The sequence below is a fragment of the Acetobacter garciniae genome, assembly GCF_017377735.1.
Classification (GTDB): Bacteria; Pseudomonadota; Alphaproteobacteria; order Acetobacterales; family Acetobacteraceae; genus Acetobacter; species Acetobacter garciniae.
Genome location: NZ_JAFVMH010000002.1, coordinates 766,508 through 790,377 on the forward strand (window position 1 = coordinate 766,508; position 23,870 = coordinate 790,377).

At 63.0% G+C, this 23,870-nt stretch carries 21 protein-coding genes; 12 read left to right on the plus strand and 9 right to left on the minus strand.

The window, feature by feature from the left end; genetic code table 11:
- The first annotated feature begins 3 nt into the window (after positions 1 to 3).
- From J2D77_RS07335 to J2D77_RS07345, 3 genes are all read left to right on the plus strand, one after another.
- Complete coding sequence (locus tag J2D77_RS07335) at positions 4 to 1,500, plus strand: carnitine 3-dehydrogenase (protein ID WP_207845582.1); 1,497 nt, start codon at positions 4 to 6, stop codon at positions 1,498 to 1,500.
- The gene (locus J2D77_RS07340; RefSeq protein WP_207845583.1) at positions 1,497 to 2,513 is read left to right on the plus strand and encodes an alpha/beta fold hydrolase; all 1,017 of its coding nucleotides are present in this window, start codon (positions 1,497 to 1,499) and stop codon (positions 2,511 to 2,513) included. The genes J2D77_RS07335 and J2D77_RS07340 overlap by 4 nt, the downstream gene beginning before the upstream one ends.
- A 112-nt stretch (positions 2,514 to 2,625) precedes the next feature.
- Positions 2,626 to 3,042: a hypothetical protein gene (locus J2D77_RS07345; protein WP_230975567.1), complete on the plus strand. Its 417-nt coding sequence runs from the start codon at positions 2,626 to 2,628 to the stop codon at positions 3,040 to 3,042.
- Between the two features lie 134 nt (positions 3,043 to 3,176).
- Here J2D77_RS07345 and J2D77_RS07350 read toward each other — a convergent pair whose 3' ends face one another.
- Positions 3,177 to 3,671, minus strand: coding sequence for a hypothetical protein (locus J2D77_RS07350; protein ID WP_207845584.1), 495 nt, complete (start codon positions 3,669 to 3,671; stop codon positions 3,177 to 3,179).
- Between the two features lie 448 nt (positions 3,672 to 4,119).
- On the opposite strand from J2D77_RS07350, the gene J2D77_RS07355 reads away from it, so the two are divergent.
- Positions 4,120 to 4,662, plus strand: coding sequence for a DUF4142 domain-containing protein (locus J2D77_RS07355; protein ID WP_207845585.1), 543 nt, complete (start codon positions 4,120 to 4,122; stop codon positions 4,660 to 4,662).
- 91 nt (positions 4,663 to 4,753) lie between these two features.
- On the opposite strand, the gene J2D77_RS07360 is transcribed toward J2D77_RS07355, so the two are convergent.
- Positions 4,754 to 5,386 carry an SCO family protein gene (locus J2D77_RS07360; RefSeq protein ID WP_207845586.1) on the minus strand — a complete coding sequence of 211 codons (633 nt, stop codon included), beginning with the start codon at positions 5,384 to 5,386 and terminating at the stop codon, positions 4,754 to 4,756.
- Between the two features lie 218 nt (positions 5,387 to 5,604).
- On the opposite strand from J2D77_RS07360, the gene J2D77_RS17250 reads away from it, so the two are divergent.
- Together J2D77_RS17250 and J2D77_RS07370 are read left to right on the plus strand one after the other, a co-directional pair.
- Positions 5,605 to 6,135 (plus strand): DUF2946 domain-containing protein, encoded by a 531-nt coding sequence (locus tag J2D77_RS17250; RefSeq protein WP_331000079.1) that lies wholly within the window; start codon positions 5,605 to 5,607, stop codon positions 6,133 to 6,135.
- 215 nt (positions 6,136 to 6,350) lie between these two features.
- Positions 6,351 to 8,405 (plus strand): TonB-dependent receptor, encoded by a 2,055-nt coding sequence (locus J2D77_RS07370; protein WP_407927093.1) that lies wholly within the window; start codon positions 6,351 to 6,353, stop codon positions 8,403 to 8,405.
- 184 nt (positions 8,406 to 8,589) lie between these two features.
- Here the strand turns inward: J2D77_RS07370 and J2D77_RS07375 are convergent, their stop codons facing one another.
- Together J2D77_RS07375 and J2D77_RS07380 are read right to left on the minus strand one after the other, a co-directional pair.
- Positions 8,590 to 9,354 carry a glucose 1-dehydrogenase gene (locus J2D77_RS07375; protein ID WP_207845587.1) on the minus strand — a complete coding sequence of 255 codons (765 nt, stop codon included), beginning with the start codon at positions 9,352 to 9,354 and terminating at the stop codon, positions 8,590 to 8,592.
- Complete coding sequence (locus J2D77_RS07380) at positions 9,341 to 9,961, minus strand: flavin reductase family protein (protein ID WP_207845588.1); 621 nt, start codon at positions 9,959 to 9,961, stop codon at positions 9,341 to 9,343. The genes J2D77_RS07375 and J2D77_RS07380 overlap by 14 nt, the downstream gene beginning before the upstream one ends.
- Positions 9,962 to 10,329: 368 nt before the next feature.
- On the opposite strand from J2D77_RS07380, the gene phoB reads away from it, so the two are divergent.
- The 4 genes from phoB to J2D77_RS07400 all read left to right on the plus strand — a co-directional run bounded on the left by phoB (position 10,330) and on the right by J2D77_RS07400 (position 15,364).
- On the plus strand, positions 10,330 to 11,025 hold the full coding sequence (phoB, locus tag J2D77_RS07385; RefSeq protein ID WP_207845589.1) for a phosphate regulon transcriptional regulator PhoB: 696 nt from the start codon (positions 10,330 to 10,332) through the stop codon (positions 11,023 to 11,025).
- Positions 11,026 to 11,052: 27 nt separating this feature from the next.
- Positions 11,053 to 12,318, plus strand: a complete 1,266-nt coding sequence (locus J2D77_RS07390) for a sensor histidine kinase (protein ID WP_331000080.1) — start codon at positions 11,053 to 11,055, stop codon at positions 12,316 to 12,318.
- A 111-nt stretch (positions 12,319 to 12,429) separates the two neighbouring features.
- Positions 12,430 to 13,452, plus strand: a complete 1,023-nt coding sequence (gene pstS, locus J2D77_RS07395; RefSeq protein WP_230975569.1) for a phosphate ABC transporter substrate-binding protein PstS — start codon at positions 12,430 to 12,432, stop codon at positions 13,450 to 13,452.
- 166 nt (positions 13,453 to 13,618) lie between these two features.
- Complete coding sequence (locus tag J2D77_RS07400) at positions 13,619 to 15,364, plus strand: OprO/OprP family phosphate-selective porin (RefSeq protein ID WP_207845727.1); 1,746 nt, start codon at positions 13,619 to 13,621, stop codon at positions 15,362 to 15,364.
- Between the two features lie 113 nt (positions 15,365 to 15,477).
- On the opposite strand, the gene J2D77_RS07405 is transcribed toward J2D77_RS07400, so the two are convergent.
- Both J2D77_RS07405 and J2D77_RS07410 read right to left on the minus strand, forming a co-directional pair.
- On the minus strand, positions 15,478 to 15,966 hold the full coding sequence (locus tag J2D77_RS07405; RefSeq protein ID WP_230975571.1) for a glycine zipper family protein: 489 nt from the start codon (positions 15,964 to 15,966) through the stop codon (positions 15,478 to 15,480).
- Positions 15,967 to 16,309: 343 nt separating this feature from the next.
- Positions 16,310 to 17,632, minus strand: coding sequence for a hemolysin family protein (locus J2D77_RS07410; protein WP_207845590.1), 1,323 nt, complete (start codon positions 17,630 to 17,632; stop codon positions 16,310 to 16,312).
- 234 nt (positions 17,633 to 17,866) lie between these two features.
- Here J2D77_RS07410 and acuI point away from each other — a divergent pair, with 234 nt between their 5' ends.
- Complete coding sequence (gene acuI, locus J2D77_RS07415; protein WP_207845591.1) at positions 17,867 to 18,850, plus strand: acrylyl-CoA reductase (NADPH); 984 nt, start codon at positions 17,867 to 17,869, stop codon at positions 18,848 to 18,850.
- Between the two features lie 132 nt (positions 18,851 to 18,982).
- Here the strand turns inward: acuI and J2D77_RS07420 are convergent, their stop codons facing one another.
- Complete coding sequence (locus tag J2D77_RS07420; RefSeq protein ID WP_207845592.1) at positions 18,983 to 19,714, minus strand: SDR family oxidoreductase; 732 nt, start codon at positions 19,712 to 19,714, stop codon at positions 18,983 to 18,985.
- A gap of 79 nt (positions 19,715 to 19,793) precedes the next feature.
- The gene (argC, locus tag J2D77_RS07425) at positions 19,794 to 20,708 is read right to left on the minus strand and encodes an N-acetyl-gamma-glutamyl-phosphate reductase (RefSeq protein ID WP_207845593.1); all 915 of its coding nucleotides are present in this window, start codon (positions 20,706 to 20,708) and stop codon (positions 19,794 to 19,796) included.
- A gap of 344 nt (positions 20,709 to 21,052) precedes the next feature.
- Between argC and mazG the strand changes: the two genes are divergently transcribed.
- Complete coding sequence (mazG, locus tag J2D77_RS07430; protein ID WP_230975639.1) at positions 21,053 to 21,910, plus strand: nucleoside triphosphate pyrophosphohydrolase; 858 nt, start codon at positions 21,053 to 21,055, stop codon at positions 21,908 to 21,910.
- A gap of 55 nt (positions 21,911 to 21,965) precedes the next feature.
- On the opposite strand, the gene htpG is transcribed toward mazG, so the two are convergent.
- Positions 21,966 to 23,843, minus strand: a complete 1,878-nt coding sequence (gene htpG, locus J2D77_RS07435; RefSeq protein ID WP_207845595.1) for a molecular chaperone HtpG — start codon at positions 23,841 to 23,843, stop codon at positions 21,966 to 21,968.
- Between the last annotated feature and the right edge of the window lie 27 nt (positions 23,844 to 23,870).

The following is a 23,870-nucleotide window of genomic DNA, read 5'->3' on the forward strand; positions in this document are numbered from 1 at the left end:
CCGATGAGCGGACAGGATTTTTCCCCCAGACGCTGCGTGCTGATCGGTGGCGGTGTCATCGGGGCGGGTTGGGCCGCGCGCTTCGTGCTGAACGGTCTGGATGCTGTTCTTTACGATCCCAGTGCCCAGTCGCGGGCGCGTGCCCAGGCCATTCTGGACATGGCGCGCGCGGCCTGGATGCGACTGCTGCCCGGCGCCCTGCCGGCGGAAGGGCGCCTGCATCTCGCCACAACGCTGGAGGAGGCACTGGAGGGTGCTGATTTCGTGCAGGAAAACCTGCCGGAAATCGAAACCCTGAAATTCGACGTGCTGGCGCGCATCGACGCGCTGCTTCCCCCTTCGGTGCCGATTGCTTCTTCCACTTCGGGGCTGTTGCCCACACGGTTGCAGGCGGGGTTGCGCCACCCCGAACGGTTCGTGGTCGGCCATCCCTTCAACCCCGTCTACCTGCTGCCGCTGGTGGAAATCTGCGGTGGTGAGCAGACCTCGGCCGAGACAAGGGACAAGGTTGCGGCCTTCTATACCGCCATTGGCATGCAGGTTCTGCATGTACGCAAGGAAGTAGACGGGTTTATCGCCGATCGCCTGCTCGAAGCCCTGTGGCGCGAAGGACTGTGGCTGATCGAGGAAGGTGTCGCAACCACGGCGGAACTGGATGACGCCATCCGTTATGGCGCGGGCCTGCGCTGGGCATTCATGGGAACGTTCCTGACCTATCGCCTGGCGGGGGGCGATGCGGGAATGAAGCATTTTCTCGCCCAGTTCGGCCCGGCTCTCAAGCTCCCGTGGACCAAGCTTGTCGCCCCCGAACTGACGGACGAACTGATCGAGCGTGTGGCCAGCCAGTCGGATACCCAGGCCGCAGGCGTGAGTGTGCGGGACCTGGAAAGCCTGCGGGACGAGGCCCTGGTCAAGATCATCCGCACGCTGGCCACTGTCGGGCCGCAGGGCTACGCGGCGGGTGCTACGCTGAACGCCTTTGCCGCGCGCCATGCAGGTGAGGGGGCGGATGGTTCGGTGGCGGCAGATGGCACGCTGACAAGCTGGCGCGGCATGGTACCGCTGGACTGGATCGATTATAACGGCCACATGACCGAACATCGCTATCTGCAAGTGTTCGGCGAGGCGACGGATCACCTGCTGGCCGCCATTGGCGCGGGGCCGGATTACGTTGCAACGGGGCATAGTTTCTATACGGTCGAGACGCATCTGCGCCATCTGGGCCAGGCGCATGAAGGCACGGCAATCATGGTGCGGACCCGCGTTCTGGACGCAGACGGCAAGCGGCTGCATATATTCCACACATTGACGGCGGTGGGGGACGATACGCCTTTGGCCACGGCGGAACATATGCTGATCCATGTCGATGCGGCACAGGGCCGCAGCGCGCCGATTCCCGATACCCTCGCCTCCGCCATTGCAACATTGTGCGCAGCCAAGGAGGCATTGCCGCCACCGGAAGGGGCAGGGCGCGCTATTGCGATGCCGCGACGGTCATGACCGCCCTGCGCCTGTTCCTTGCCGTGTTGCTGGCCGTGCGGGTGCTGACCGCCCCCACGACAGCCGCCACGGCGCAACCCGCCCCGGCCGGGGCCCAAACGGGGGCCCAGACGGGGGGCCAGGCAGAGGCCCACCAGATGGGGGCCCACCTGACGGGGCCGCACCTGACACTGGCGCAGTTCGACGCGGCCCGGAAGGTTGTCTCCCTGCCCGACGGGATAGACATGGCCTATATCGATATCGGCCCGCGGGACGGGCGGCCGGTTATTCTGGTCCATGGCTATACCGACAGCGCGCGGGACTGGTTTCCCGCGCTGGGGGCTTTCTCGCCCCATGATGACCGGCTGATTATTGTCGATCTGCGCGGGCATGGACGGTCCTCTAAACCCGCCTGCTGCTACGCCCTGGTGGATTTCGCCTGGGATATCCACCTGTTGATGGACCGTCTGGGCGTGCAGAAGGCCGATCTGGTCGGCCATTCCCTTGGCAGCATGATCGTTCAGGTCTTTGGCGAGACCTGGCCCGAGCGCGTCAGGCATGTGGTGCTGATTTCCTCGACGGGGGGGCCGTCTGCCGCCCCGACACCGCGCGAGCGGGCGGAACGCAAAACGGCCTTCGACTTCCGAACGCCGATCAGCCAGTTGCACGACCCGATCGATCCGAACTCGGCCTTCATGCGGGCGTGGTGGTCGTCCCCCACACCGGTCGATCCGGAATTCCTGAGCCGCCAGCGGGAGGATTCCGCACATATGCCTGCCGCCGTGTGGCTTGCCGTGCTGGACCAGGGCCTGACCGGTTTCGACCCGCAGCCCGGTCTTGCGCGCCTGAAAGCGCCGTGCCTGCTGATCTGGGGTGAAAAGGATCCGATCATGGTGCCCGAAGTCCGTCATTCCCTGATCGCCGCCCTGCCCGGTGCCCAGGTGGCGATCTATCCGGGGCTGGGGCACAATCCGTTCTGGGAACAGCCGAATGCCGTGATCGGGCGGATCGACCGGTTTTTAAGCGGTTTATGACCCGGAACGTGCCAGGAATTTTCTGGAGCCCACACGCGGGGAGGGAGGTAGTATCACCGCAGTACTGTTACCCTGACGCTGCGCGAACAGGGCATGGAAGCGGAAGGGTTGCATGATAAGGCGTTTGCTTGTGGTGTATGTCGTCCTGTGCGCGCTGCCCGTGGCCTGTTCCGATGACCAGGGTTCGGGTGCGATGCATGAGGCGGTTTCCACCTGTTTTGCGCGGTATCCCTTTAAAAAGGGCAGCGCGTATGACCGGTTCATGTGCATTACCGAGGCGCATCTGAAATACGGTCCCAACGCCATCGGCCCGCGTTATGACCTGGTGTCGCAGGTCGATCTGGCCTCGCTGCGTATTGGTCTGGATGTGGATGCGGGTACTCTTACGGTGCCGCAGGCGCAGACGGAACTGAACTGGGTCACGACCAAGGCCCAGACGATCGCGTTCCACAAGCCCAGCACCCCGGTGCCGACCCCGCACGAACGCCAGGAGGTAACCCTGCCCGCGAAATATCAGGTCAACAGATAAAAGTTTTTGGTGAAGCTTTTTTCAAAAAGCTTCAAAGAACGTCATCTTTAAAAAAAAGGCGACGCCCAAAGACTCTTATTAATTACCCCCGGGCATGACACCGGGGGCCAGGGTTGCAGCGAAGAAAATGCCCGTTATTGCGTGCGAGGAATAATGACAGCATCCGAAGATTTCTTGTCCGGATTAAGCAGAGTCATGCCCGACTGGGGTGAATAGGTCGCACCGGTCGACTGGTTGGGGGTGACGGGCGAATGGAAGGCGGAAACCGGGCCGAACACGCCACCGGCGGATTTGTTCATTGTCCCTTCCGGCTGGCGGGCGCAGCCGCGGGTAATAATGGAACAGATCCCGTCCGTTCCGATCATTTCATCGTTGTTGCCGGTATAATGCACATCGGACACCCGGTCATGATCCAGGCGGATCACCGCCGAACAGGATGTTCCCCCGCCGCCGCCAAGCTGGGCAAGGGTGGTTGCGATATCGCCTACGGGAATAAGGGTCGAACCGCCATAGCTCGGCTGTGGCTGGGTTCCGGTATAGACAAAGATCTGCGTCGTATCGTTGATCTGCTTGGTGGCCGTGGGCAAGCCGGCACAGGCCTGCAGATCGTAGGATGTCATTCCGATCATGGTGATCTGCGCCTTGTGGGCAGCCCGCGAATCAAAATAACCGCACCCGCCCAAGCTCAGGAGAAGGGAGGGGACGGCGAGCCAACACACAATGCGACACTTCATTTCCTGGATGATCTCCAAACCTCGATAGGAATACGTCCCGTGGCACGCCCCATGGCATGCCCCGTGGCATGCCTGCCTGACAAGCCTAGTGCGCTCCTTCCAGTCGGCGCAAGGCCTGTTGCCGCGCAAAATGCGCCCCGCCCCGTTAAACAGGATATGAGAGAAAGGGGGTTATCATCCTGTGACCTATTGCTGAATGACGCGTGAACACAATAGGCCATTGCCTTGCGCCCGATGGGCTATCATCATGGGGCCTGTATCGGCGGCCCTTTCGAAAAGGCCATCTCGTGTCATGGCCCGCCATTGTAAACCATATTGGACATTCAGGGAGTTTCTGCCGATCATGTCGCTACTGCCTCGTTTCTCGTCGCATGCCCCGGCCGCGCTTATAGTGGCCCTTCTTGCACTTGGCGCGTGCGTCAACGGACAGCCTCCCGCGCCGCCCCTTCCCCCGTTGCAGAAAGCACCGGCATTCACAGTCGCCGACGCCACGTTCGCGCAGGCCCTCAACGACATGGACCTGACCCAGATCGCGCTTGCGCAAATGGTGCCCACACACGCCGCCCGCGCCGATCTGGCAGCACTTGGCGCAACCATCGCCAAGGATCTGACAGCAAACCAGGCGACACTGACAAAGCTTGTCTCACCGCACGCCATCAGCCTGGCGACAAAACCTTCCAGCGCCGACCAGAAGAATATCGACCAGCTCAAGGGTTTTCATGGCGCGGCATTCGACCGGCGTTATATCCGCTATTTTTCGCGCGACCAGGCCCGGATGAAGCCTGTTCTTGAAAGCGAAATTGCCAATTCAAAAAATCCGGACCTGGTCAAGCTCGCCACCGACACCAAAACCCTGCTTGCGGGGTATGCGGCGCAGCTTAAATAGTATTTCCCGTGCGCGCCCTGTTGGTGCGATCACCCGACGGCGACACATTGGGCCACGGGCGCACCAGCACCGTTGTCGCAAACATGGCCGGTCAGGAGGCGGGCAGCATGCGGGCAAGGTCGGTCGCGATCTCATGGGCGCTGGAATCGACGGGGATCATTCCGACCAGGTGGTTGTGGCCGTCCATCAGGTAAAGCAGGGAGCTATGATCCACCAGCCCGCTTGCCCCCTGGCCCGCATGGCGCCTGACCGTGACATGGAATTCATCCAGCACCGGCCCAAGCTGCGCCTGTGTTCCGCTTAACCCCACGATATCGGGCGAAAAGCGCGAGACATAGGTCCCGACCACCTGCGGCGTATCGCGCTCCGGGTCCACGGAAATGAAGATGGGTGTGACCGATCGCCCCTTGGGGCCAAGTTCATCCAGCGCGGCCGAGACGGTGGCCAAAGTCAGGGGGCAGACATCCACGCAATGGGTGTAGCCGAAATAGATCAGGGTATAGCGTCCCTTGAAATCGGCCTGGGTGACAAGGCGGCCATTGGCGTTTGTCAACCCGAAAGGCCCGCCAATGTCCGGCCCATGCCGCGTACCTACAAGGGCGCGAAATCCCGCAGCACCCGCCAGCAGCACAACAGCCACGCCCGCGATCAGCAGAAATGCCCTGCGGTCCTGTTGCGGGGTAGCCCCCTTGCGTGTTCCGGTGCGACGGTCCTGGCGTTTCATGCAGGTACTATAGGCGCAATCCGTTATTCCCGCACCCTGTTCCGTGGCGCGTGGAGGCTGTATCGCAAGGCAGCGCTGTTCTGATATTTATGGGGTTTACAGGACCGCTCGGCTCTGCGCTTTTGTGAACGCGTACCGTAACCAGGAAAGGCAGGCCGCTGAACACGCCCCACCCCGCATGTTCCATACATGGACCCGGCGTTATCCTGCGCTGGCTGGTGGTGCTGTGCGTCCTGCTGGGGCTTGTCGGCCAGCTTGCGTTGCAAAGCAACACACGTCTGGGTGAAGCACCGCGCGCGACCTTCGAACGCCTGACAGGGCTGCATATCGGCCCCGCCGCCCCGATAACACGCCAGGCCGCACGCCAGACAGCACGCCAGACGGGGCGGACAATGCCCGCCCCTGCCGCCATGGCGGGCATGAGCATGCCCGGCATGGATATGAGCGCCATGGCCATGCCAGCGGCACACACGCCCGACCGGGCCACGCCGGGCAAAATATCGGGGGCCGATCCTGCCGATCCTGCCGGTCCGGCCCGGGGCGGGCAGCATCATCACCATGATGACGGCTATTGCCCGCTCTGCCCGCTTTTACACCTGCCCGTAGTCGTTCTGGCGGTAGCGCTCGCGCTGGCCCTGCTCTGCCTAGTGCTGTGCGGCCTGGCTTACGCGCCCCCACTGCCCCGCATACCGTTCCGTGGGCGCATTGCGGTTCTCCCCCCCGCGACCGGACCGCCCGCTTTCGTCTGAAACACACTGAGCGCTGGCCGTCATGGGTTTTTCCCCCAAGGGGAAAGTCATGGCGCTGGCTGTTACCGTTTCAGACCAGGGCTTTTTCCATGACCTTGTCTTTTCTTCGCTGCGTTCCGCGCGCGGGCCTGCTGGCCTGTGTGGGCGTTGGTGCCATGCTTGCCGAAACACCCGCCCATGGCGCGGATACGGCCCAGCCTGTTCCGGTGGCTCCCATGCCGGCACAGGCAGCCAGCGGAACAGCGGCTGCCCATGCGCACTCCAGCCCCGTCAAGCCGGAGCAGATTACGGTCAACGGCATCAGGCATATGAGCACGACCACCGCGGATACGACCGATCTGTTCCGCCACAGCCTGGGGTTCAGCGCCTATTCGGGGGGTGGTGTTTCTGCCCTGCCGGTGCTGAACGGCATGGCGGATGATCGCGTCGCCACCTTTGTCGATGGCATGCGTATCCAGTCGGCCTGCCCCAATCACATGAACCCGGCCATGTCCTATATCGACCCCGATGCGGTCGAGACGGCCCAGGCCATTGCGGGCATCACCTCCGTCAGCCAGGGGGGCGACAGCACGGGCGGGACCATCGAGGTCAATCGCCGCGACCCCATTTTTTCCTCCACCGCGAAATTGCTGGTTACCGGGCATGTGCGCGGCGATTATCGCAGCAATGGCGGCGGGTCGGGCGCGTCCGGGTCGATCACCCTTGCCAATGACTGGCTGAGCCTGCGCTACACCGGCTCCTACAGCCACGCGAGCGACTACCACACGGGCGGGAACGAACAGCGTGTGCTGTCCACCAGCTATCTCAGCTTCAACCATGCCGTGACACTGGGGGTGAAAAAGGAGAACCACCTTCTGGCCCTGACCTTCGGCCAGCAGGATATTCCCTATGAAGGGTTTGCCAACCAGTACATGGACATGACCAACAACCGCTCCACCTTCGTCAACGGCAAGTACAAGGGCGATTTCAACTGGGGCACGCTGGAGGCACGCGGTTTCTGGCAACGGGTGGACCATGCGATGGACATGCTGTCCGACAAGGGCGGCCATACCGCCACCACCGGCATGCCCATGGATACCGCAACGCGCACGGCGGGCTATTCCATCAAGGCGAGCATCCCGCTGGGGCGCATTCATACGCTGGGGCTTGGCAGTTCCTTCGACCATAACGGGCTGAACGACTGGTGGCCCCCGCTTGCGGGCAGCATGATGATGGGGCCGGGCACGTTCCATAACGTCAATAACGGCCATCGCGACCGGCTGGGTCATTACGTGGAATGGAAAGCCCAGTGGCTGCCGCGTTTTTCGACCGAGCTTGGCATGCGTAGCGATCTTGTCATGATGAATACGGGCCCGGTTTCCCCCTATTCATGGACCAGCATGATGGACATGACCGACGCCATGGCGGCCCGGCAGTTCAATGCCGCAAAGCGCGGGCGGACCGACAGCAATTACGACGTGACGGCCCTTGCGCACTGGCACCCGCTCGACAGCCTGATGATCGATGGCGGTTATGCCCGCAAGACACGCTCGCCCAACCTGTATGAACGCTACGCCTGGGGCATGGGCCAGATGGCCACCACCATGATCGGCTGGTTCGGGGACGGCAACGGCTATGTCGGCAATATGAACCTGACACCCGAGATCGCCAATACCGCCAGCGTGACGCTGACCTGGCACGACCCGGTGGAACACGCGTGGGAGGTCAGGGTGCAGCCTTATTACACCTACACCCATCACTACATCAACGTGGTGCGGATCGGCGCATTTTCGGACGGGCTGTCGAAACTGCAATTCGCCAACCATAATGCGCAAAGCTACGGCATCAACAGTTCCGCCTTCGTGCGGTTGTGGAACACCACCACCTACGGCATGGGGGAACTGCGCGCCAACCTGAACTGGGTGCGCGGCCAGGACCTGGTGACGCATTCCGGCCTGTACCACCAGATGCCCACCAACGGTTCCATCACCCTGCATGAAAGCTGGCAGAACTGGACCGGCCATGTCGAAGTGACGCTGGTCAAGGCCAAGGATACGGTGGACTGGCTGCGCAACGAACCCCGCACGCCGGGCTATGCCCTGCTGGGGCTGGGGGGAAGCTACCGGTGGCGCAATATCACGCTCAACGGCAGTATCGATAACGTGCTGGACCAGAAATACTACCTGCCACTGGGCGGCCTGTCCCTGGGCGATTACGAGGCAACGGGCAATCTGGGCCCGCTGCCCGGACTGGGGCGTTCCTTCAACCTCAGCCTGACAGCCACGTTCTGACAGGAACGGGCAGGGGGCGCAGGTGACCTGGCCCCAAACGCGCATCCCGTAGCAGGGAACGCGCAGGGGGTGAGCCGGTGGCGGCCCGGAGGGCGGGCCACCAACCCGCGCGTGGTGTTACGGCGCGTCCGGCCTGAAGCGAATGCGCGCCAACCTGCTCTCCCGCCGGCTGACTTCTTTGGCCTTACTGGGCGGTGTAGCCGCCGTCGATCACCAGTTCGCTGCCGGTCATGAACTTGGATTCGTCAGAGGCCAGGAAAAGGATGCCGTAGGCGATATCCTCGGGCTCACCCAGATGACCGAGCGGGTGCAGGGCCACCAGTTTCTGGCGGGCGGCTTCGTCCTGCTTGGTCAGCCCCTGCACCATCGGCGTCCAGATATAGCCCGGATGGATGGAATTGACACGGATCTTGTAGCCCGATTGCGCGCAATGCAGGGCGGAGGACTTGGTGAACAGCCGCACACCCCCCTTGCTGGCGTTATAGGCCGCCAGTGTCGGGTCCCCGATCAGCCCCTCGATGGATGAGAGATTGATGATCGAGCCTCCTCCTTCATGCTTGCGCATGGCCTCGATGGCGTATTTCGTGCCCAGGAACACGCCGTCCAGGTTGATCGACTGCACACGCTGCCAGTCATCCAGGCTGGTGCTTTCCACCGTGCCGCTATAGGCGATTCCCGCATTGTTCACCGCAATGTCGAGCCGCCCGAAGGCCGCCAGCGTGGCGGCCATCGCCGCCTGCCAGTCTTCCTCCTTGCGGACGTCGAGCTTGACGAAAATGGCCTTGCCGCCCCCCGCTTCAATGTCGGAAACGACCTTTTTTCCCTCATCCTCGTTGATATCGGCGATGACGACCGCAGCCCCTTGCTGTGCCAGGAGCAGGGCTGTCGCCTTGCCGATACCCAGCGAGGCTCCACTGACAATCGCGACCTTGCCTTTAACGCGCGCCATTTTTCTTTCCTTTGCTTGTTGGGTCGGGACGGGTGGTCCCGTTGCCGGTTGGTGCCGCCGGGGGCAGAACGCTGTCGGGCAGCTTGGGGCGCATCATCGCCCGGCGGTCCAGAACGGGGCCGTCGGTTATGAAGGTGCCGTCCCCCACGGCATGCAGGGTCCTGCGTTCCTTGCGGGCCGGGTCGATATGGGCCGCCACCCCTTCCAGAATGACGATACCATACTGCTCGATAATCTCGACCACGCGGCATTCGATATTCGCCAGGCAGTCGCCCAGCAGGGGGGCCTTCACCTGGCTGGCCTTGTGGCGGCTCAGGCCAAATTTGGCGAACTTGTCCGTATCGCGCCCCGAACACAGCCCGATCCCCACCACCGTGTCGAGCATATCGACCGGTGGAATGGCGATCACGCATTCACGCCGGGTCGTGAGCGCATGCCACGAATAATTCCACTCACCCGTCGTAATGGCGAAACGCGCGGCGAAGTCCAGCACCATTGTCCAGGTAATGGTCATGACATTGTCGCGCTGCCCGTCATGGGTCGCAACAAGCGTCACGGGCCCGGACTCGAGGAAGGTAAACGCCCGGTCGAGCGGAAATGGTTTCATCGGCTCCCCCATGCAGGATCGGCTGCCTGCCTTCCTGATACAACAACGCCGCATGAAAAGCGTTGCGCTCGATCAATCCGCCCTGTCGTGCGGCGAAGAGCCATGTCGTGCGGACACAGGCCATGTGTGGGCAGGCAATGGGTGAGTGGGCGATTATGCACAGGCGGGAGTGTTACAGTCAGCTGGGTGGTTCGGGCGTGTTTTCATAAAAACGTCATACGTCGGTTTCATGTCCGATTTTTCTGGTAATTTCCAATGTTTGCGCGGGGCTGTCCTGTCATGTTTCCTTTGGTCGGGTGTGGGGAGAGTTGTTTTTTGTCATAAGCGCGTCATATCCTCAGGGCGGTCCGAAATAAGGCGAAATACGAATGCAAAAGCCAGATCTGCTGGTTGTCGAGGACGATCCGGCCCTTGCGCGGCTGATATGTTACAATCTCGAGAAACAGCATTACGTCGTCAGGCACGCACCTGACGGGGAAGAGGCCCTGGAGCAGGTACGCAAGCGCCGCCCCGATCTTGTGCTGCTGGACTGGATGCTGCCCGGTATTTCCGGGCTGGAGGTCTGCCGCCGTCTGCGTGAACAGCCCCGGACGGCGGCGTTGCCCATTCTCATGCTCAGTGCGCGGGGGGAGGAAACCGACAGCGTGCGCGGGCTCGATACCGGGGCGGATGACTACCTGGTCAAGCCGTTCGGCATGGATGCGCTCTTCGCCCGGGTCAAGGCCATCCTGCGTCGCGCGCCCCCGGCCGACAAGACCTTGCAGTTCGAGGACCTGAGCATGGACCGCGTCGCCCACAAGGTGGAACGCGGTGGCCGCCTTCTGGCCCTGGGGCCGACCGAATACCGGCTTTTGGAATTCCTGCTGCTGCACCCCGCGCAGGTCTTCTCGCGCGAGGAACTGCTCAAGCACGCATGGGAGCGCAGTTCCAGCGTGGAATTGCGTACGGTCGATGTGCATATCCGCCGCCTGCGCCAGACCCTGAACGAAGGGGGCGAGCCGGACCTGATCCGCACCGTCAGGGCACGCGGCTATGCGCTGGACAAACCCACGGAGCAGGACTGAGCCCGATTACATGAAGGCGCTCTGATCGTGCACGCATGGCTTGCCGCATGCTATGGACTGGTGGGGGGTGGCGTGCTGGTGGCGATGCTGCCAGCCCTTGCGCGCGCGGTTGTCGGGCGTGGGACAGAAACATCCGTTATCCCCGCCCGGCGCGCCAGCCGGGCGGAAGCCGCGTCCATGACGCTCGAACAGCTTATGGACTGCCTGCCCGCGGCAACCCTGGCCCTGAACGAAACACGCCAGCCCTGCGTGATATCGCCCGAGGCCCATCGGCAGTTCAAGGACTGCGTGGGCAGTATCATCCGCCATCCCGCCTTCCAGAACCGGCTGGACCACGTGCTGGCCGATCTGTCCGACAGCCCTGCCCCGGGCGAGGCCGTGGTGGTGCTCGATATTCCCCAGTACCGTGTGGTCCGCGCCTGGATGCGCAAGGCCACGGTTCCCTCGGCCCTGGTGCCAGAAGGCTACCGCAAGCCGGGTTTTTCCCCCACCACCCCGACCACGCTGATTTTTGTCGCCCTGCATGACGAAACCGAGGCTGTCGTGGCCGAACGCCAGCATACGGATTTCGTGGCCTTCGCCAGCCACGAACTGCGCACACCCCTTGCCGCGCTGCTTGGCTTTATAGAAACCCTTCAGGGCCCGGCGGCTGACGATCCCGCCGCCCAGAAGGAATTTCTGGATATCATGGCCGTGCAGGCCCGGCGCATGCAGCGCCTGCTGGACAGCCTGCTCTATCTCTCGCGCGTGCAGATGCAGGAACACCTGCGCCCGACCGATGTCGTGGCCGTGGGGGCCTTGTTCGATCATGTCCGGGCCGAGGCGGCAGGGCTGATGGCGGGCAAGAACGTGCGGCTGGAGGTCACGCCCGGGGCCGAGCCGGGCCTGAGTGTCGCGGGGGACGAAGTGCAGTTGCAGCAGGTGCTGATGAACCTGATCGAAAACGCGCTGAAATACGGCCTGGCCGATCGTGGCCGGCGCCAGGGCCAGCCCTTGTGCATTACCCTGAGCTGCGAACCACCCCCGCCCGATGGCTGCTGGCCGGGGGAACCGGGGGTGCTGCTGAATGTGACCGACACCGGCCCGGGCATACCCGCGCGCCATCTCTCGCGCCTGACCGAACGGTTCTACCGTGTGGCCAGAACGGCGGCCAGCGTGCAGGGCAGCGGGCTGGGCCTGGCCATAGTCCAGCATGTCGTCACCCGCCATGGCGGCCGCTTTGTCGTGGAAAGTGCGGTGGGCAAGGGCACGACATGCCGCATATGGCTGCCGGTTGTCCGCGGCCTGTCATAAAACCGTAACGGAACTGTCCTGAAAACATCACACCGTTTTGGTGTTTGCTCCTTTAAGCACCGGGGGCGCGGCATTGTGTCGCAGGCTCACTGCTAAGGGATTATAGCAACAATGCGTCTCTCAATCAGGTCCGGAGTATGTCTGGCAGCCGTTACGTGCCTTCTGGCCGCCCATCCCGCGATATCCCGGGCTGAAAGCGTGACCGGCGCGGGTTCCAGCTTTGCTGCCCCCATCTATGGCGCCTGGAGTGCAGCGGCCCAGTCCGCCACCGGCGTGACCGTCAATTATCAGAGCGTGGGCTCCAGCGCAGGCCAGAACCAGATCCTGGCCGGCACTGTCGATTTCGGCGCCTCCGACGCGCCCATGGATGTCCAGAAGCTCGAATCCGGGCACCTGTTCCAGTTCCCCACCGTCATGGGCGGGATTGTGCCGGTGGTGAACATCCCGGGCATGAAGGCCGATGCGATCACCCTCGACGGTGCCGTGCTGGCCGGGATCTACGCCGGTGACATCACCGCCTGGAACGATGCCAAGATCGCAGCGCTCAACCCCGGCGTGACCCTGCCTGACACCGCGATCGCGCCGGTGCACCGGGCCGATGGTTCGGGCACCACCTTCGTCTTCACCTCCTACCTTGCGGGTTCTTCCGATAGCTGGAAGCAGAACCAGGGTGCGGGTACCTCCATCAGCTGGCCGGGTGGCCTGGGTGCGCGTGGCAATGACGGCGTCGCCTCCACCGTGCGCAACACCGAAGGGGCTATCGGCTACGTGGAATTCGCCTATGCCAGCCGCAACCACCTGACGACCGTGCGCCTCAAGAACCGTGCCGGCACCAATGTCGCAGCAGGCCTGGACAGCTTCTCCCACGCAGCGGAAGCCGCGGATTGGAAAAATGCTTCGCATTTCGCGGTGGATCTGCTGAACACGCCCGGCAAGAACGCCTGGCCCATCGTGTCGGCCACCTATGTGCTGGTGCCCCTGCCCGCACGCAACCCCTCGCGCGATGCGGCGGTGCAGAGCTTCTTCGCCTGGGATTTCGCCAATGGCGACAGCACGGCCGAAAAGCTTGATTACGTGCCGCTGCCCAAGGCCGTGAAGGACAGCATCATCGCTGCCTGGAAAAGCGGAAAATAAAATAATTCAAGTAATTTAATAGAACGATCCGGACGTGTTTGTCCAAGAAAGCGGCTTTGGCATACAAGGCCGCTTTTTTAATAAATCCGTCATGCAACTATCATCGAAGCGTCACACGCAAGGCGGAACAGGCACGATATCCATCGCTCACCGTTTCAGTTTTGGAATCGCCCAGATGCGTCGTAATTCATTTTTTCCCTCTCTTGCTTTTTCCGCAGCCCTTATGGCGGGAATTGCCCCGATCGCGCAGGCAGCGCCGTCCGACGATGCGCAGCTCAGCGCGCTGAAAGCGGAAATGGCCGAAATGCGCCGCGAGATGATGGGCCAGATCTCATCCCTCAAGGCCCAGCTTGCCAAAAACGAAACCAACCAGAAACATCTCGGCTCGCGCCTGAACGATGTGGCCAACCGTCGCGGTGGCGCCTATCACAGCCAGGTGGCCTCGGGCCCGGCTGAAACCGGCGTGCAGTTCGGCGAAGAAGCGCCCCCGCACAAGAATATCCTGGCGGCGTCGGGCATTGGCCGTCCGCCTTCGGACCGTGGCGACACCATGTCGTGGAAGGATTTTCGCGCTGCCACCCAGGCTGATGAGGAAGTACGCGTCGGCGGCATGATCGTGGGCTTTCCCAAAGGGCGCTTCACGATTTCATCCGAAGACGGCGCTTACGGCTTCTCGGTCGGCCTTGCTTTCCATGAAGACTTCGGCGGTTTCCTGGGCAGCGGTCCGCGCGGCAACGAAACACGGGGTGATTTTTCGAGCTTTACCGAAAACGCCCGTCGTATCCGTATTCCGTTCACCTTCCGCTACAAGGACTGGGTGGCCAACGTAACGCCTGACTTCGGCGCGGGCAGTGCGGATGGCGCGGCAACGGACCAGACCCTGTATGAAGCCAACCTGAACTATACGGGCCTGCACAACACGATCCTGACGGTCGGTTACTTCCAGCCCCGCGTGACGGAAGAAGACTCCGAAAGCTCGAACGATTTTGAAATGATGGAACGTCCGGCCATTACCGATGCCGTGCGCAAGATCGCCGCAGGTGACGCCCGCTTCAGCTTCGGCGGCCTGCATTACGAAAAGCGCTGGTGGATTGCGGCCTACTTTACGGGGCAGAGCTTCGGCAACAGGTCGGCACTCAGCAGTGGCAGCGGTATTGTCAACAGCCAGACCGGTGGCACGTTCCGTGCGGCGGGCCGCCCCTATATGTCCAAGGATATCGATCTGCATGTTGGCGTGTCCGCCATCAGCGCGTTCAAGGTCGCCGCAACCTGTGCAACCGGCAGCAATGCTGCGTGCTCGCGCAGCTTCAGCTTCGGACAGTCGCCCGAGGTCAACCTGACGACCACCAACCTGGCGGTGGCCGCGGTCAGCAACGCATCCTCTGTCTGGGCTGCCGGCCCGGAACTGGGTTTCCGTTGGAAAAACCTGCTGTTGAAGGGTGAATACTACCATATCGGTGTCACGCGCGGCGATGCGGCGAATGTTGCGGGGCAGAACAATCAGGGTACCGTCAACCTCGAAGGGTATTATGGGTCCGCCAATTATACCCTGTTCGGCAAAGGGCGCGCCTATAACGAGAAGGAAGGTGCATTTGGTGCGCCGGGTGTCGAGCACGAGTTTGATCCGCGGCACGGCAGCTGGGGCGCGCTTGAGCTGACCGGTCGTTACAGCGTTACGGATTTTCATGACGTGGGCATTACGGGCGTGTCCAGCGGCGCTGGTATCGCCAACGGAACCCAGCAGACGGTCTGGTCCGGTGGCCTGAACTGGTATCCGAACCGTCATTTCCGCGTCATGCTTGATTTCAACCATTTCATGGTGACCGGCAACGGCAACACGTCGGCTGCCGTGATCAACGAATACGGTCGCACCGGCAATTCGCTGGCAGCGCGTGTTCAGGCGGCGTTCTGATTTAAGCCAGAGGCACAGTATTTCAGCATGGTTTTAACGGAAACGGGCCATTCCAGCGGAATGGCCCGTTTTTCTTTACAAAAGATTCTGGGGCGCGGGCAAGGCTGCGCCGTTTAACGGGGGCCGTAATAGCCAGGCCCATACCCGCCCGAGCCATAAGGCCCAGGAGCGTAGCCGCCGGGCGCATAGCCACCCCCGCCGTAATTGCCCTGCCCGTAATATCCGCCGGGGGCCGGGGCGTTATAGACAGGCGGGACGCCGGGAATGACGTTGTGGTAGGCCGCCATGCATTGCACATAGGCATTGTTGTACTGGACCTGAATGCCGCGCTGGCGGCCCTGGGAATAGGCACCCCCGCCAATGCCACCGCCCACGGCACCCGCCGCGGCCCCGATCCCCGCACCCGTGCCGCCACCCACGGCGGCCCCGAGCCCGGCCCCCAGTGCGGTTGCCGCTATGCCGCCGATCAGGGCTTTTTCGTTCTGGTGGGCGGCCTGGCCCCGCACGGCCTGTTCGGCCTGCGAGCGGCAGAAATTCTGTTCCTGCACGAAGGTGCCGTAATCCTTCCCCGGGGTGGGCAGGACCTGAACGGTAGGGCCCATGGGGGTTTCGGCGCAAGCACTCAGCAGTAAGACCGGTATTACCGCAAGGAACGCTTTGTTCGGGAGCATATGGTGTTTTTCCCTCTGGTTTTCGCTACGGAATACAATCCGCAAATATGTCATTTTTCAGGTGAATGCAGCCGTGCAACGCGCAAGCCCGTGGCGGCGTTGCACGGCCTTGCCACCCGCGCACGGCCCGCTTGCGAAGGGGTGCGACACCGCAAGGATGCGAGGCCGCCATCATGAGCCTGAATGCTTATGAAAGGTTTTAAAGCCTGTTTTAAAAAGCCCCATCATCGGCCGCCTGATACGCGTTTGTGGCATATCGCCATGCGTGGCCCGTTCAGGGGCGTGCCGCAAGGTTGGTGACAAGAAGCTGGTTGATCCGGAACCCCTCCACATCCACCACTTCGAAACGGAAGCCCGCGGCATCCACCCGGTCGGTCCTGCGGGCCATGCGGCGCAGGCGGTGCATGACAAAGCCGCCGATCGTATCGAACTGTTCGTGGCCGGGCAGGGCGGTAATCTGCAATTCGCGAATGACATCGCCAATGGGGGCGGCGCCATCCACCAGCCAGGACTTTTCGTCGCGCCTGACAATGGCCTGTTCTTCGAACGGGCTGGCCAGCCCGTCCATCAGCACGCCCATGATATCCTTGAAGGTGATCAGCCCCACGACCAGCCCGTATTCGTTCACGATCAGGGCAAAGCCGGTACCATGGCTGTCGAACTGGGCCAGCGTGTCCCACAGGTGCAGCGTTTCGGGGACGGACAGCACATCGCGCCGCATGCGGGCTATGGGGTTGTCCGTCGCCTTGCCCCGTGGCGCGTCGGCAGGGTTGACCACGGAGGCCAGCACGTCTTCTGAGCGGATGGAGCCGATAACCCTGTCCAGCCCGCCATTGCACAGCGGATAGCGCGAATACGGGGCCGCGCGCACCTTGTCGTAATTATGCTCGGGCGTATCCTGTATATCCAGAAACACGATTTCATCACGCGGGGTCATGGCGGAGGTGACGGAACGGTCCTGCAACGCCAGCACGTTGCCGATCATCTGGTGTTCCTGCTGCAACAGCGCGCCCGACGCCGTGCCCGCCGCCAGGATGGCGTGCAGGTCTTCGGGGGTGACGGGCTCCACGGCGGAGGCTGCGGGAATTTTCAGCGCACTGAGGATCGCATCGGAAATCTTGGAAAAAATCCAGACGAACGGGTAGAGCACGCGCAAGGCCAGCCGCAGGAACCAGCCCACGGACAGCCCGACCTTGTCGGGGTTGTTCATGGCCACGCGCTTGGGCAGAAGGTCCGCGAACAGCACGAACATGCCGGTCACGAACACAAAGCAGAAAGCCGAAGACAGGTTCTGCGCGCGCCACGCCGACAGGCCCCAGCCTTGCAGGCTTTGCGCCAGAGGGGGGGCCAGCATTTCGGAACTGACAATACCGCCCAGAATGCCCACCCCGTTCAGGCAGATCTGGATCGCGGTCATGACCTGTCCGCTATTGCGGCGCAGGGCAAGGAAGGCCTGCGCCTTGCGGTCGCCTGCATCCGCACGGGTGCGCAGCCTGACCTCACGCGCGGCGGCGAAGGAAATTTCGGACAGGGAAATAAGGACGCTGAAGGCGATCAACAGCACCAGGGCCAGCAGGCCCATAAAAAACAGAAGCACGAGAATATCCGGCACGAAGTGGGCCTTGCGGCCAATTTACCCAATCATAGTCCTGCCCGGTCGCGATCCCTAATGTATTTTTGAAAGGGGCAGGGGTGCGGATGGCTTCAAAAAACTGTCAGCAACGCGACAGGGGGGCTTTGCTGGCGTTAGTGCTGCGCTACCGTGCGCGTAAAGGGGGCGCATGGGCGGCCTTGTGCCGTTTTTCCCTGTTCTGACATGACGGAATATAGAATGTTCGAGGCGCTGTACGTCGAAAAAACTCCAGCCGGGCAGACAACCACCCTGCGGCAACTCTCCGAACAGGATTTGCCCCAGGGCGATGTGACAATCCGCGCCCGCTGGTCTGACCTGAATTACAAGGATGCCCTGGCCGTGACCGGGCGCGGCCCCGTTGTGCGGACATGGCCCATGGTGCCGGGCATCGACTGCGCGGGTGTGGTGGAAAGTTCCTCCAGCCCTGCCTTTACTCCGGGGCAGGAGGTCGTGCTGAACGGCTGCGGGGCGGGGGAACTGCACTGGGGCGGCTTTGCCCAGCGCGTGCGCGTGCCCGCGCAATGGCTGGTGCCCCTGCCGGCGGGGCTGAGCGCATACCATGCCATGGCGCTGGGTACGGCGGGTTTTACGGCCATGCTGTGCGTGCTCGCCCTTGAGCGCGAAGGCGTCAAACCCGCCAGCGGCCCGGTTCTGGTCACGGGGGCAACGGGTGGGGTCGGCAGCATTGCCGTCATGCTTCTGGCAGGCCTGGGGTACCAGGTGGTGGCGGTTACGGGTCGGCTTGCCGAACAGCCCTACCTGCATGCGCTGGGTGCGCAGGACGTGCTGCCCCGCGCGCATTTCGAAGCCCCCTTGCGCCCGTTGGAAAAAGCCCGCTGGGCCGGCGCGGTGGATGTTGTTGGTGGCCATGTGCTGGCGGCCGTATGTGCCTCCATGCGGCCTTCGGGCGTGGTGACGGCCTGCGGGCTGGCCGGGGGCATGGATTTTCCCGCAACTGTCGCCCCCTTTATCCTGCGCGGGGTGACACTGGTGGGGATCGACAGCGTGACCTGCCCGCCCGCGCTCAGGCTGGCGGCGTGGCAACGCCTGGCGGAGGTAATAGACCCCGCCAAACTGGATACGCTGACACGCTGCGTGCCGCTGGCCGATGTGCCGCAGGCGGCACTCGACCTGCTCGAAGGCCGGAGCAAGGGACGTATCGTGGTCGATATTCCGCAGTAAAACCGGCAGTAAAACCGGGCGGGATGGCGTGGAGCGAAGCCACGCAAACGCCCGGTGAAAGCCAGCCCCGCCCGCGACCGGCCGGGCTTCACCCGCCCTGACCCGGGGCGGGGGTATAATCAGCCGGCTACTTCAGGCTTCCAGCCCGCCATCGACGGGAAAGGCAGCGCCCGTGACATAAGAGGAGCGCGGCCCCGCAAGGAAGGACACCATGGACGCGATATCCTCCACCTTGCCGTAAGCGCCCGTGGCGACAAAGCTTGCGATCAGGGCCGCGACATCGCCTTCGGCCGGGTTGAGTTCCGTATCGATCGGGCCGGGTTCGACCACGTTGACGGTAATGCCGCGCGGGCCCAGGTCCCGGGCGACACCCTTGGCAAAGCCGCGCAGGGCGGCCTTGGTGGCGGCGTAAAGCGAAATACCGGGAAAGGGTGCGCGTTCCCCGAAAGCCGAGCCGATATAAATGATCCGCCCACCCTTGGTCATGTGCTTTGTCGCTTCCATGGTCTCGACCATGGCTGCCCGCACGTTCAGGTTGAGGATATGCTCGATCTGCTCCAGGCTCATCTCATCGATCGGGCCGGAAAAGAACGTGCCCGCATTGCAGATCAGCGCATCGATCCGGCCAAAGGCGGCCAGTGTCTGGGTAATGACCGCGCGGTTGCCGTCCATTGAAGCCCCATTGGCCTTGATGGCAACGGCCTTGCGGCCCAGAGCGCTGATTTCGGCCGTGACCTGCTCGGCCGCCGCGACGTTGCTGGAATAGGAAATGGCGATATCGTAGCCATCGGCCGCGAGGGCGCGCGCGATGGAGGCACCGATGCCACGGCTGCCGCCGGTGACGATGGCAACGCGATGTGTCATGAGCAAAAACCTTTCTCTGTCATTCTGTCGATCCGCCCGTTCGCGCTTGCTGGCGTTGGGGCGGCACCGGCTTGCGGTGTCAGTCCAGCCCCAGCATGAGGCGGATATTCTGGAGCGCTGCCCCGGACGCACCCTTGCCCAGGTTGTCCAGCCGTGCGCTCAGCAGGGCCTGGCGGTTGCGCGGGCTGCCATGCACGCGCAGTTCCATCCTGTCGCTTCCGGCCAGGGCTTCGGCCGACAGGGTGGGTTCGGGGGAGAGAACACGCACATGGTCCTGGCCCGCATAATGCGTGGCCAGCACGGCGTGCAGGTCCTCGGCCGTGACATGCCCCGCCAGATCGTCAAGATGCAGCGGGATGGAGACAATCATGCCCTGGGCGAAATGCCCGGCAGAGGGCACGAAAACCGGTCGGCGGGTCAGGGCGGCGTGTTTGTGGATTTCGGGCACATGCTTGTGCTCCAGCGCCAGGCCGTACAGTTCAAAGGCCGGCCCGCCATCGCGTTCATGCGCTTCGATCATGCTGCGGCCACCGCCACTATAGCCGCTGACCGCGTTGATGCAGACCGGGTAATCGGCTGGCAGCACGCCCGCGCGCACCAGGGGCCGCAGCAGGCCAACCGCCCCCGTGGGGTAGCAGCCGGGGTTGCTGACGCGCGGCGCGGTGGCAATGGCGTTCGCCTGTTCGGCTTCCAGTTCGGGAAAGCCATAAACCCAGCCCGGATCGGTACGGAACGCCGTGCTGGCGTCCAGAATGCGGGGGGCGGCATCTCCCAATGTCGCGGCAAGGGCCACGGCCTCGCGCGAGGCATCGTCGGGCAGGCAGAGCACGGCAAGGTCTGCGGCCTGCATGGCGTCGCGCCGCGCCGCGGGGTCCTTGCGCCGGGCCGGGTCGATGGAATGCAGCGTGACAGGCAGGGCGGCCAGGCGTTCGCGTATGCCAAGACCGGTGGTGCCTGCTTCACCGTCGATGAAAATGATGGGTTGGTGTGCCATGCGTTGCTTCCTTCGGTACTGGCCGGGCCTTTCGGGCAGAATAGGCGCATCGGCCAGCCCCGCATAGACGGCGGGGGTTTTTATGGCACAATGCGCTGGCAGGAAAACCCCGCAACCGGCGGGAAGTAGGCAGGAGCAGGGCGCAGGGCATGACCGTATCTTCAGCACCATCGGGCGCACCGCATACGGGTTCGGGCACTGGCGGGCCTGTCAGCAAGGCGGGCCATGAAGTTGCTACCGAACCGGGTCACGAACCGGACCATAAAGGGGGCAGCGAACCGCACAACATCTCTGCCGCCGGCCCGCACGAGGCAGCGCGGCAACTGGAGCGCCTGCTTGCCCTCATGGCCCGGCTGCGCGATCCCGCGGGGGGGTGCCCGTGGGACCGGGAACAGACATTCGAGACCATAGCCCCCTACGCGATCGAGGAAGCCTACGAGGTGCTGGACACCATCCAGCGGCAGGACTGGCGCGCCTTCCCCGATGAACTGGGCGATCTGCTGCTTCAGGTCGTGTATCAGGCGCGTATGGCCCAGGAACGCGGGCTGTTCGATTTTGCCACCGTCGCGCGCATGGTGACGGAAAAAATGATCCGCAGGCACCCGCATGTGACCTTCGGCCCCGACGTGCTGCAAGGCGCACGGCCGGCGGACGCGGCCAATCCCACGGCGCAAACAGGCCCTGATGCGCCGACTGCCCCGGCACAGGCCATGCCCGGTCAGTGGGAAAAGATAAAGGAGCGTGAACGCCAGAAATCGGCAGCACTGGGGCCCGATGGCACGGCCGCGGCGCCGCCCGGGGCGCTGGCTGGCGTGCCGCCATCGCTTCCGGCCTTGCTACGCGCATCCAAGCTGGCCAGCCGTGCCGCCCGCGTGGGGTTCGACTGGCCCGATGTGGCGGGTGTTATGGAGAAAGTGCGCGAGGAAATAGACGAGTTTGCGGTGGAAATGCAAAGCGGCGATCACCCACGCATGCGCGACGAAATGGGGGATATCCTGTTTTCCGTCGCCAGTCTGGCGCGTCGGCTGAACCTGGACCCCGAAGCCTGCCTGCGCCAGGCGTGTGACAAGTTTACCCGCCGTTTTGAAGGTGTGGAGGGCCATCTGGCGGCCCAGGGGCTTTCCATGTCCGAGCAGAGTGTCGAAACGCTGGATGCGTTATGGCGCAAGGTCAAGAAAGCCGAAGCGGCGGCGGGGAAATAAAAAAACCGCCGCCCATGGTCACGGGCGGCGGTTTTCCGGGCGGGGCTTTTGGGCCTCAGCCTGCGGCAGATGGGCTGCCGCCCGCCAGGTAGTCCATCACCCTGCGTGAAAAGACGTTGATATCCTTGGGCGTATCGCCATTCTGGATACAGGCGACATCAAGCAGGATATGCGCCAGCGCATCGATGTTTTCGCCCGCCTGCACCTTGGCGGCGAGCGTATGCATGACCGGGTGCTTGGGGTTCAGTTCCAGAACCGGGGCGGACTCGGTCATGGCATGGCCGCTGCGCTGCATCATTCTCAGCAGTTGCATGTCCGGCCCGCCTTCGGGCGCGCTCAGCACCATGGCGGAAGACACCAGGCGGTCTGTCGCGCGTACGTCGGACACACTCTCCCCCAATGCGGTTTTCAGTGCGGGCAGCAGCACGTCCATATCCGCCTTCTGGGCCGGTGTTTCGTCCAGGATGCCGAATTTTTCAAGATCGTTCAGGCCATGCGCCACGTTGCACAGCTTCTTGCCTTCATAGGTGCCAAGCCGTTCGGGCCAGAAGGAATCAACCGGGTCGGCCAGCAGCAGAACCTCGATCCCGCGCGCCTTGAACCCTTCGATCTGCGGTGACGCAGCCAGGATTTCAGCACTTTCACCCGTGACGTAATAAATGCTGTCCTGTTCGGGCTTGATGCGCGTGATATATTCGTCAAGCGAGGTCAGGCCATCCACCGCGCTGGAATGAAAGCGGCTCAAAGCTGCGACTTCGGTGCGGTAGACCGGATCGTCCCACATGCCTTCCTTCAGCACGGGGCCGAAGTTTTCCCAAAATGGCGTGTAGGTTTCCATATCCTTGCTGCGGGTTTTCAGCTCGTTCAGGACCTTGCTGGTCACCGCCTTGCGAATGCGCGCAAGCACCGGGGTCGCCTGCAACATCTCGCGCGAAACGTTCAGCGGCAGGTCTTCCGTATCGACAACACCTTGCACAAAGCGCAGCCAGGACGGCAGGATTTCGGCATCGTCCGTTATGAACATACGCCGGACATGCAGCCGCAGCTTGCTTTCACGCACCTGTTCGGCAAATTCGAGCGGGCGGGTGGAGGGAATGAACAGCAAGGCTGAAAATTCCATCGTGCCTTCCGCACGCCAGTGCAGCGTATCCCACGGCTTGTCGAAGTTGTGGGTCAGGTGACGGTAGAATTCCTCAAGCTGTTCTTCCGTCACCTCGCTGCGTGGCTTGCGCCACAGGGCCGTGCCGTCATTGGCGGCTTCTTCCTGCCCGTCGCGCAGGATGGTGACAGGCCAGGCGATATGGTCGGACCATTTGCGGATAATGGCCTGCAACCGCCACGGATCAAGGAACTCGTCCGCGTCGGATTTGATATGCAGCGTAATATCCGTGCCCGCCGTCTCACGCGTGGCGGGTTCGAGCGTGTAAGATCCCTTGCCGTCCGAAGACCAGCGCCAGGCCTCGTCCGAACCAGCCCGGCGGGACACCACGTCCACCTTGTCCGCCACCATGAAGGCCGCGTAAAACCCCACCCCGAACTGGCCGATAAGGCTGGGGCGGTCTTCGGGCTTGGCGTCTTCAAGCTGCTGGCCGAAGGCGCGCGTGCCGGAGCGGGCAATGGTGCCCAGGTTGTTTACCAGTTCGTCACGGCTCATGCCCGCGCCATCGTCGCTGATCATCAGCAGCCGGGCATCCCTGTCCGGGTTGATGCTGATCTTGGCATTCTCGGGCAGGGCGCGCGCGCCATCCGTCAGCGCTTCGAACCGCCTGCGATCGGTGGCGTCGGCGGCGTTGGCCACCAGTTCGCGCAGGAAGATCTCGCGCTCGGAATAAAGGGAATGGACCACCAGATCGAGCAGACGTCCGACCTCGGCGCTGAATTCACGCGTCTCGCTGCCTGGGTTTGAAGCATTGCCTGGGGCTGTCTCTGTCATACCTGATTCCCGCGTCTGTTATCGGTG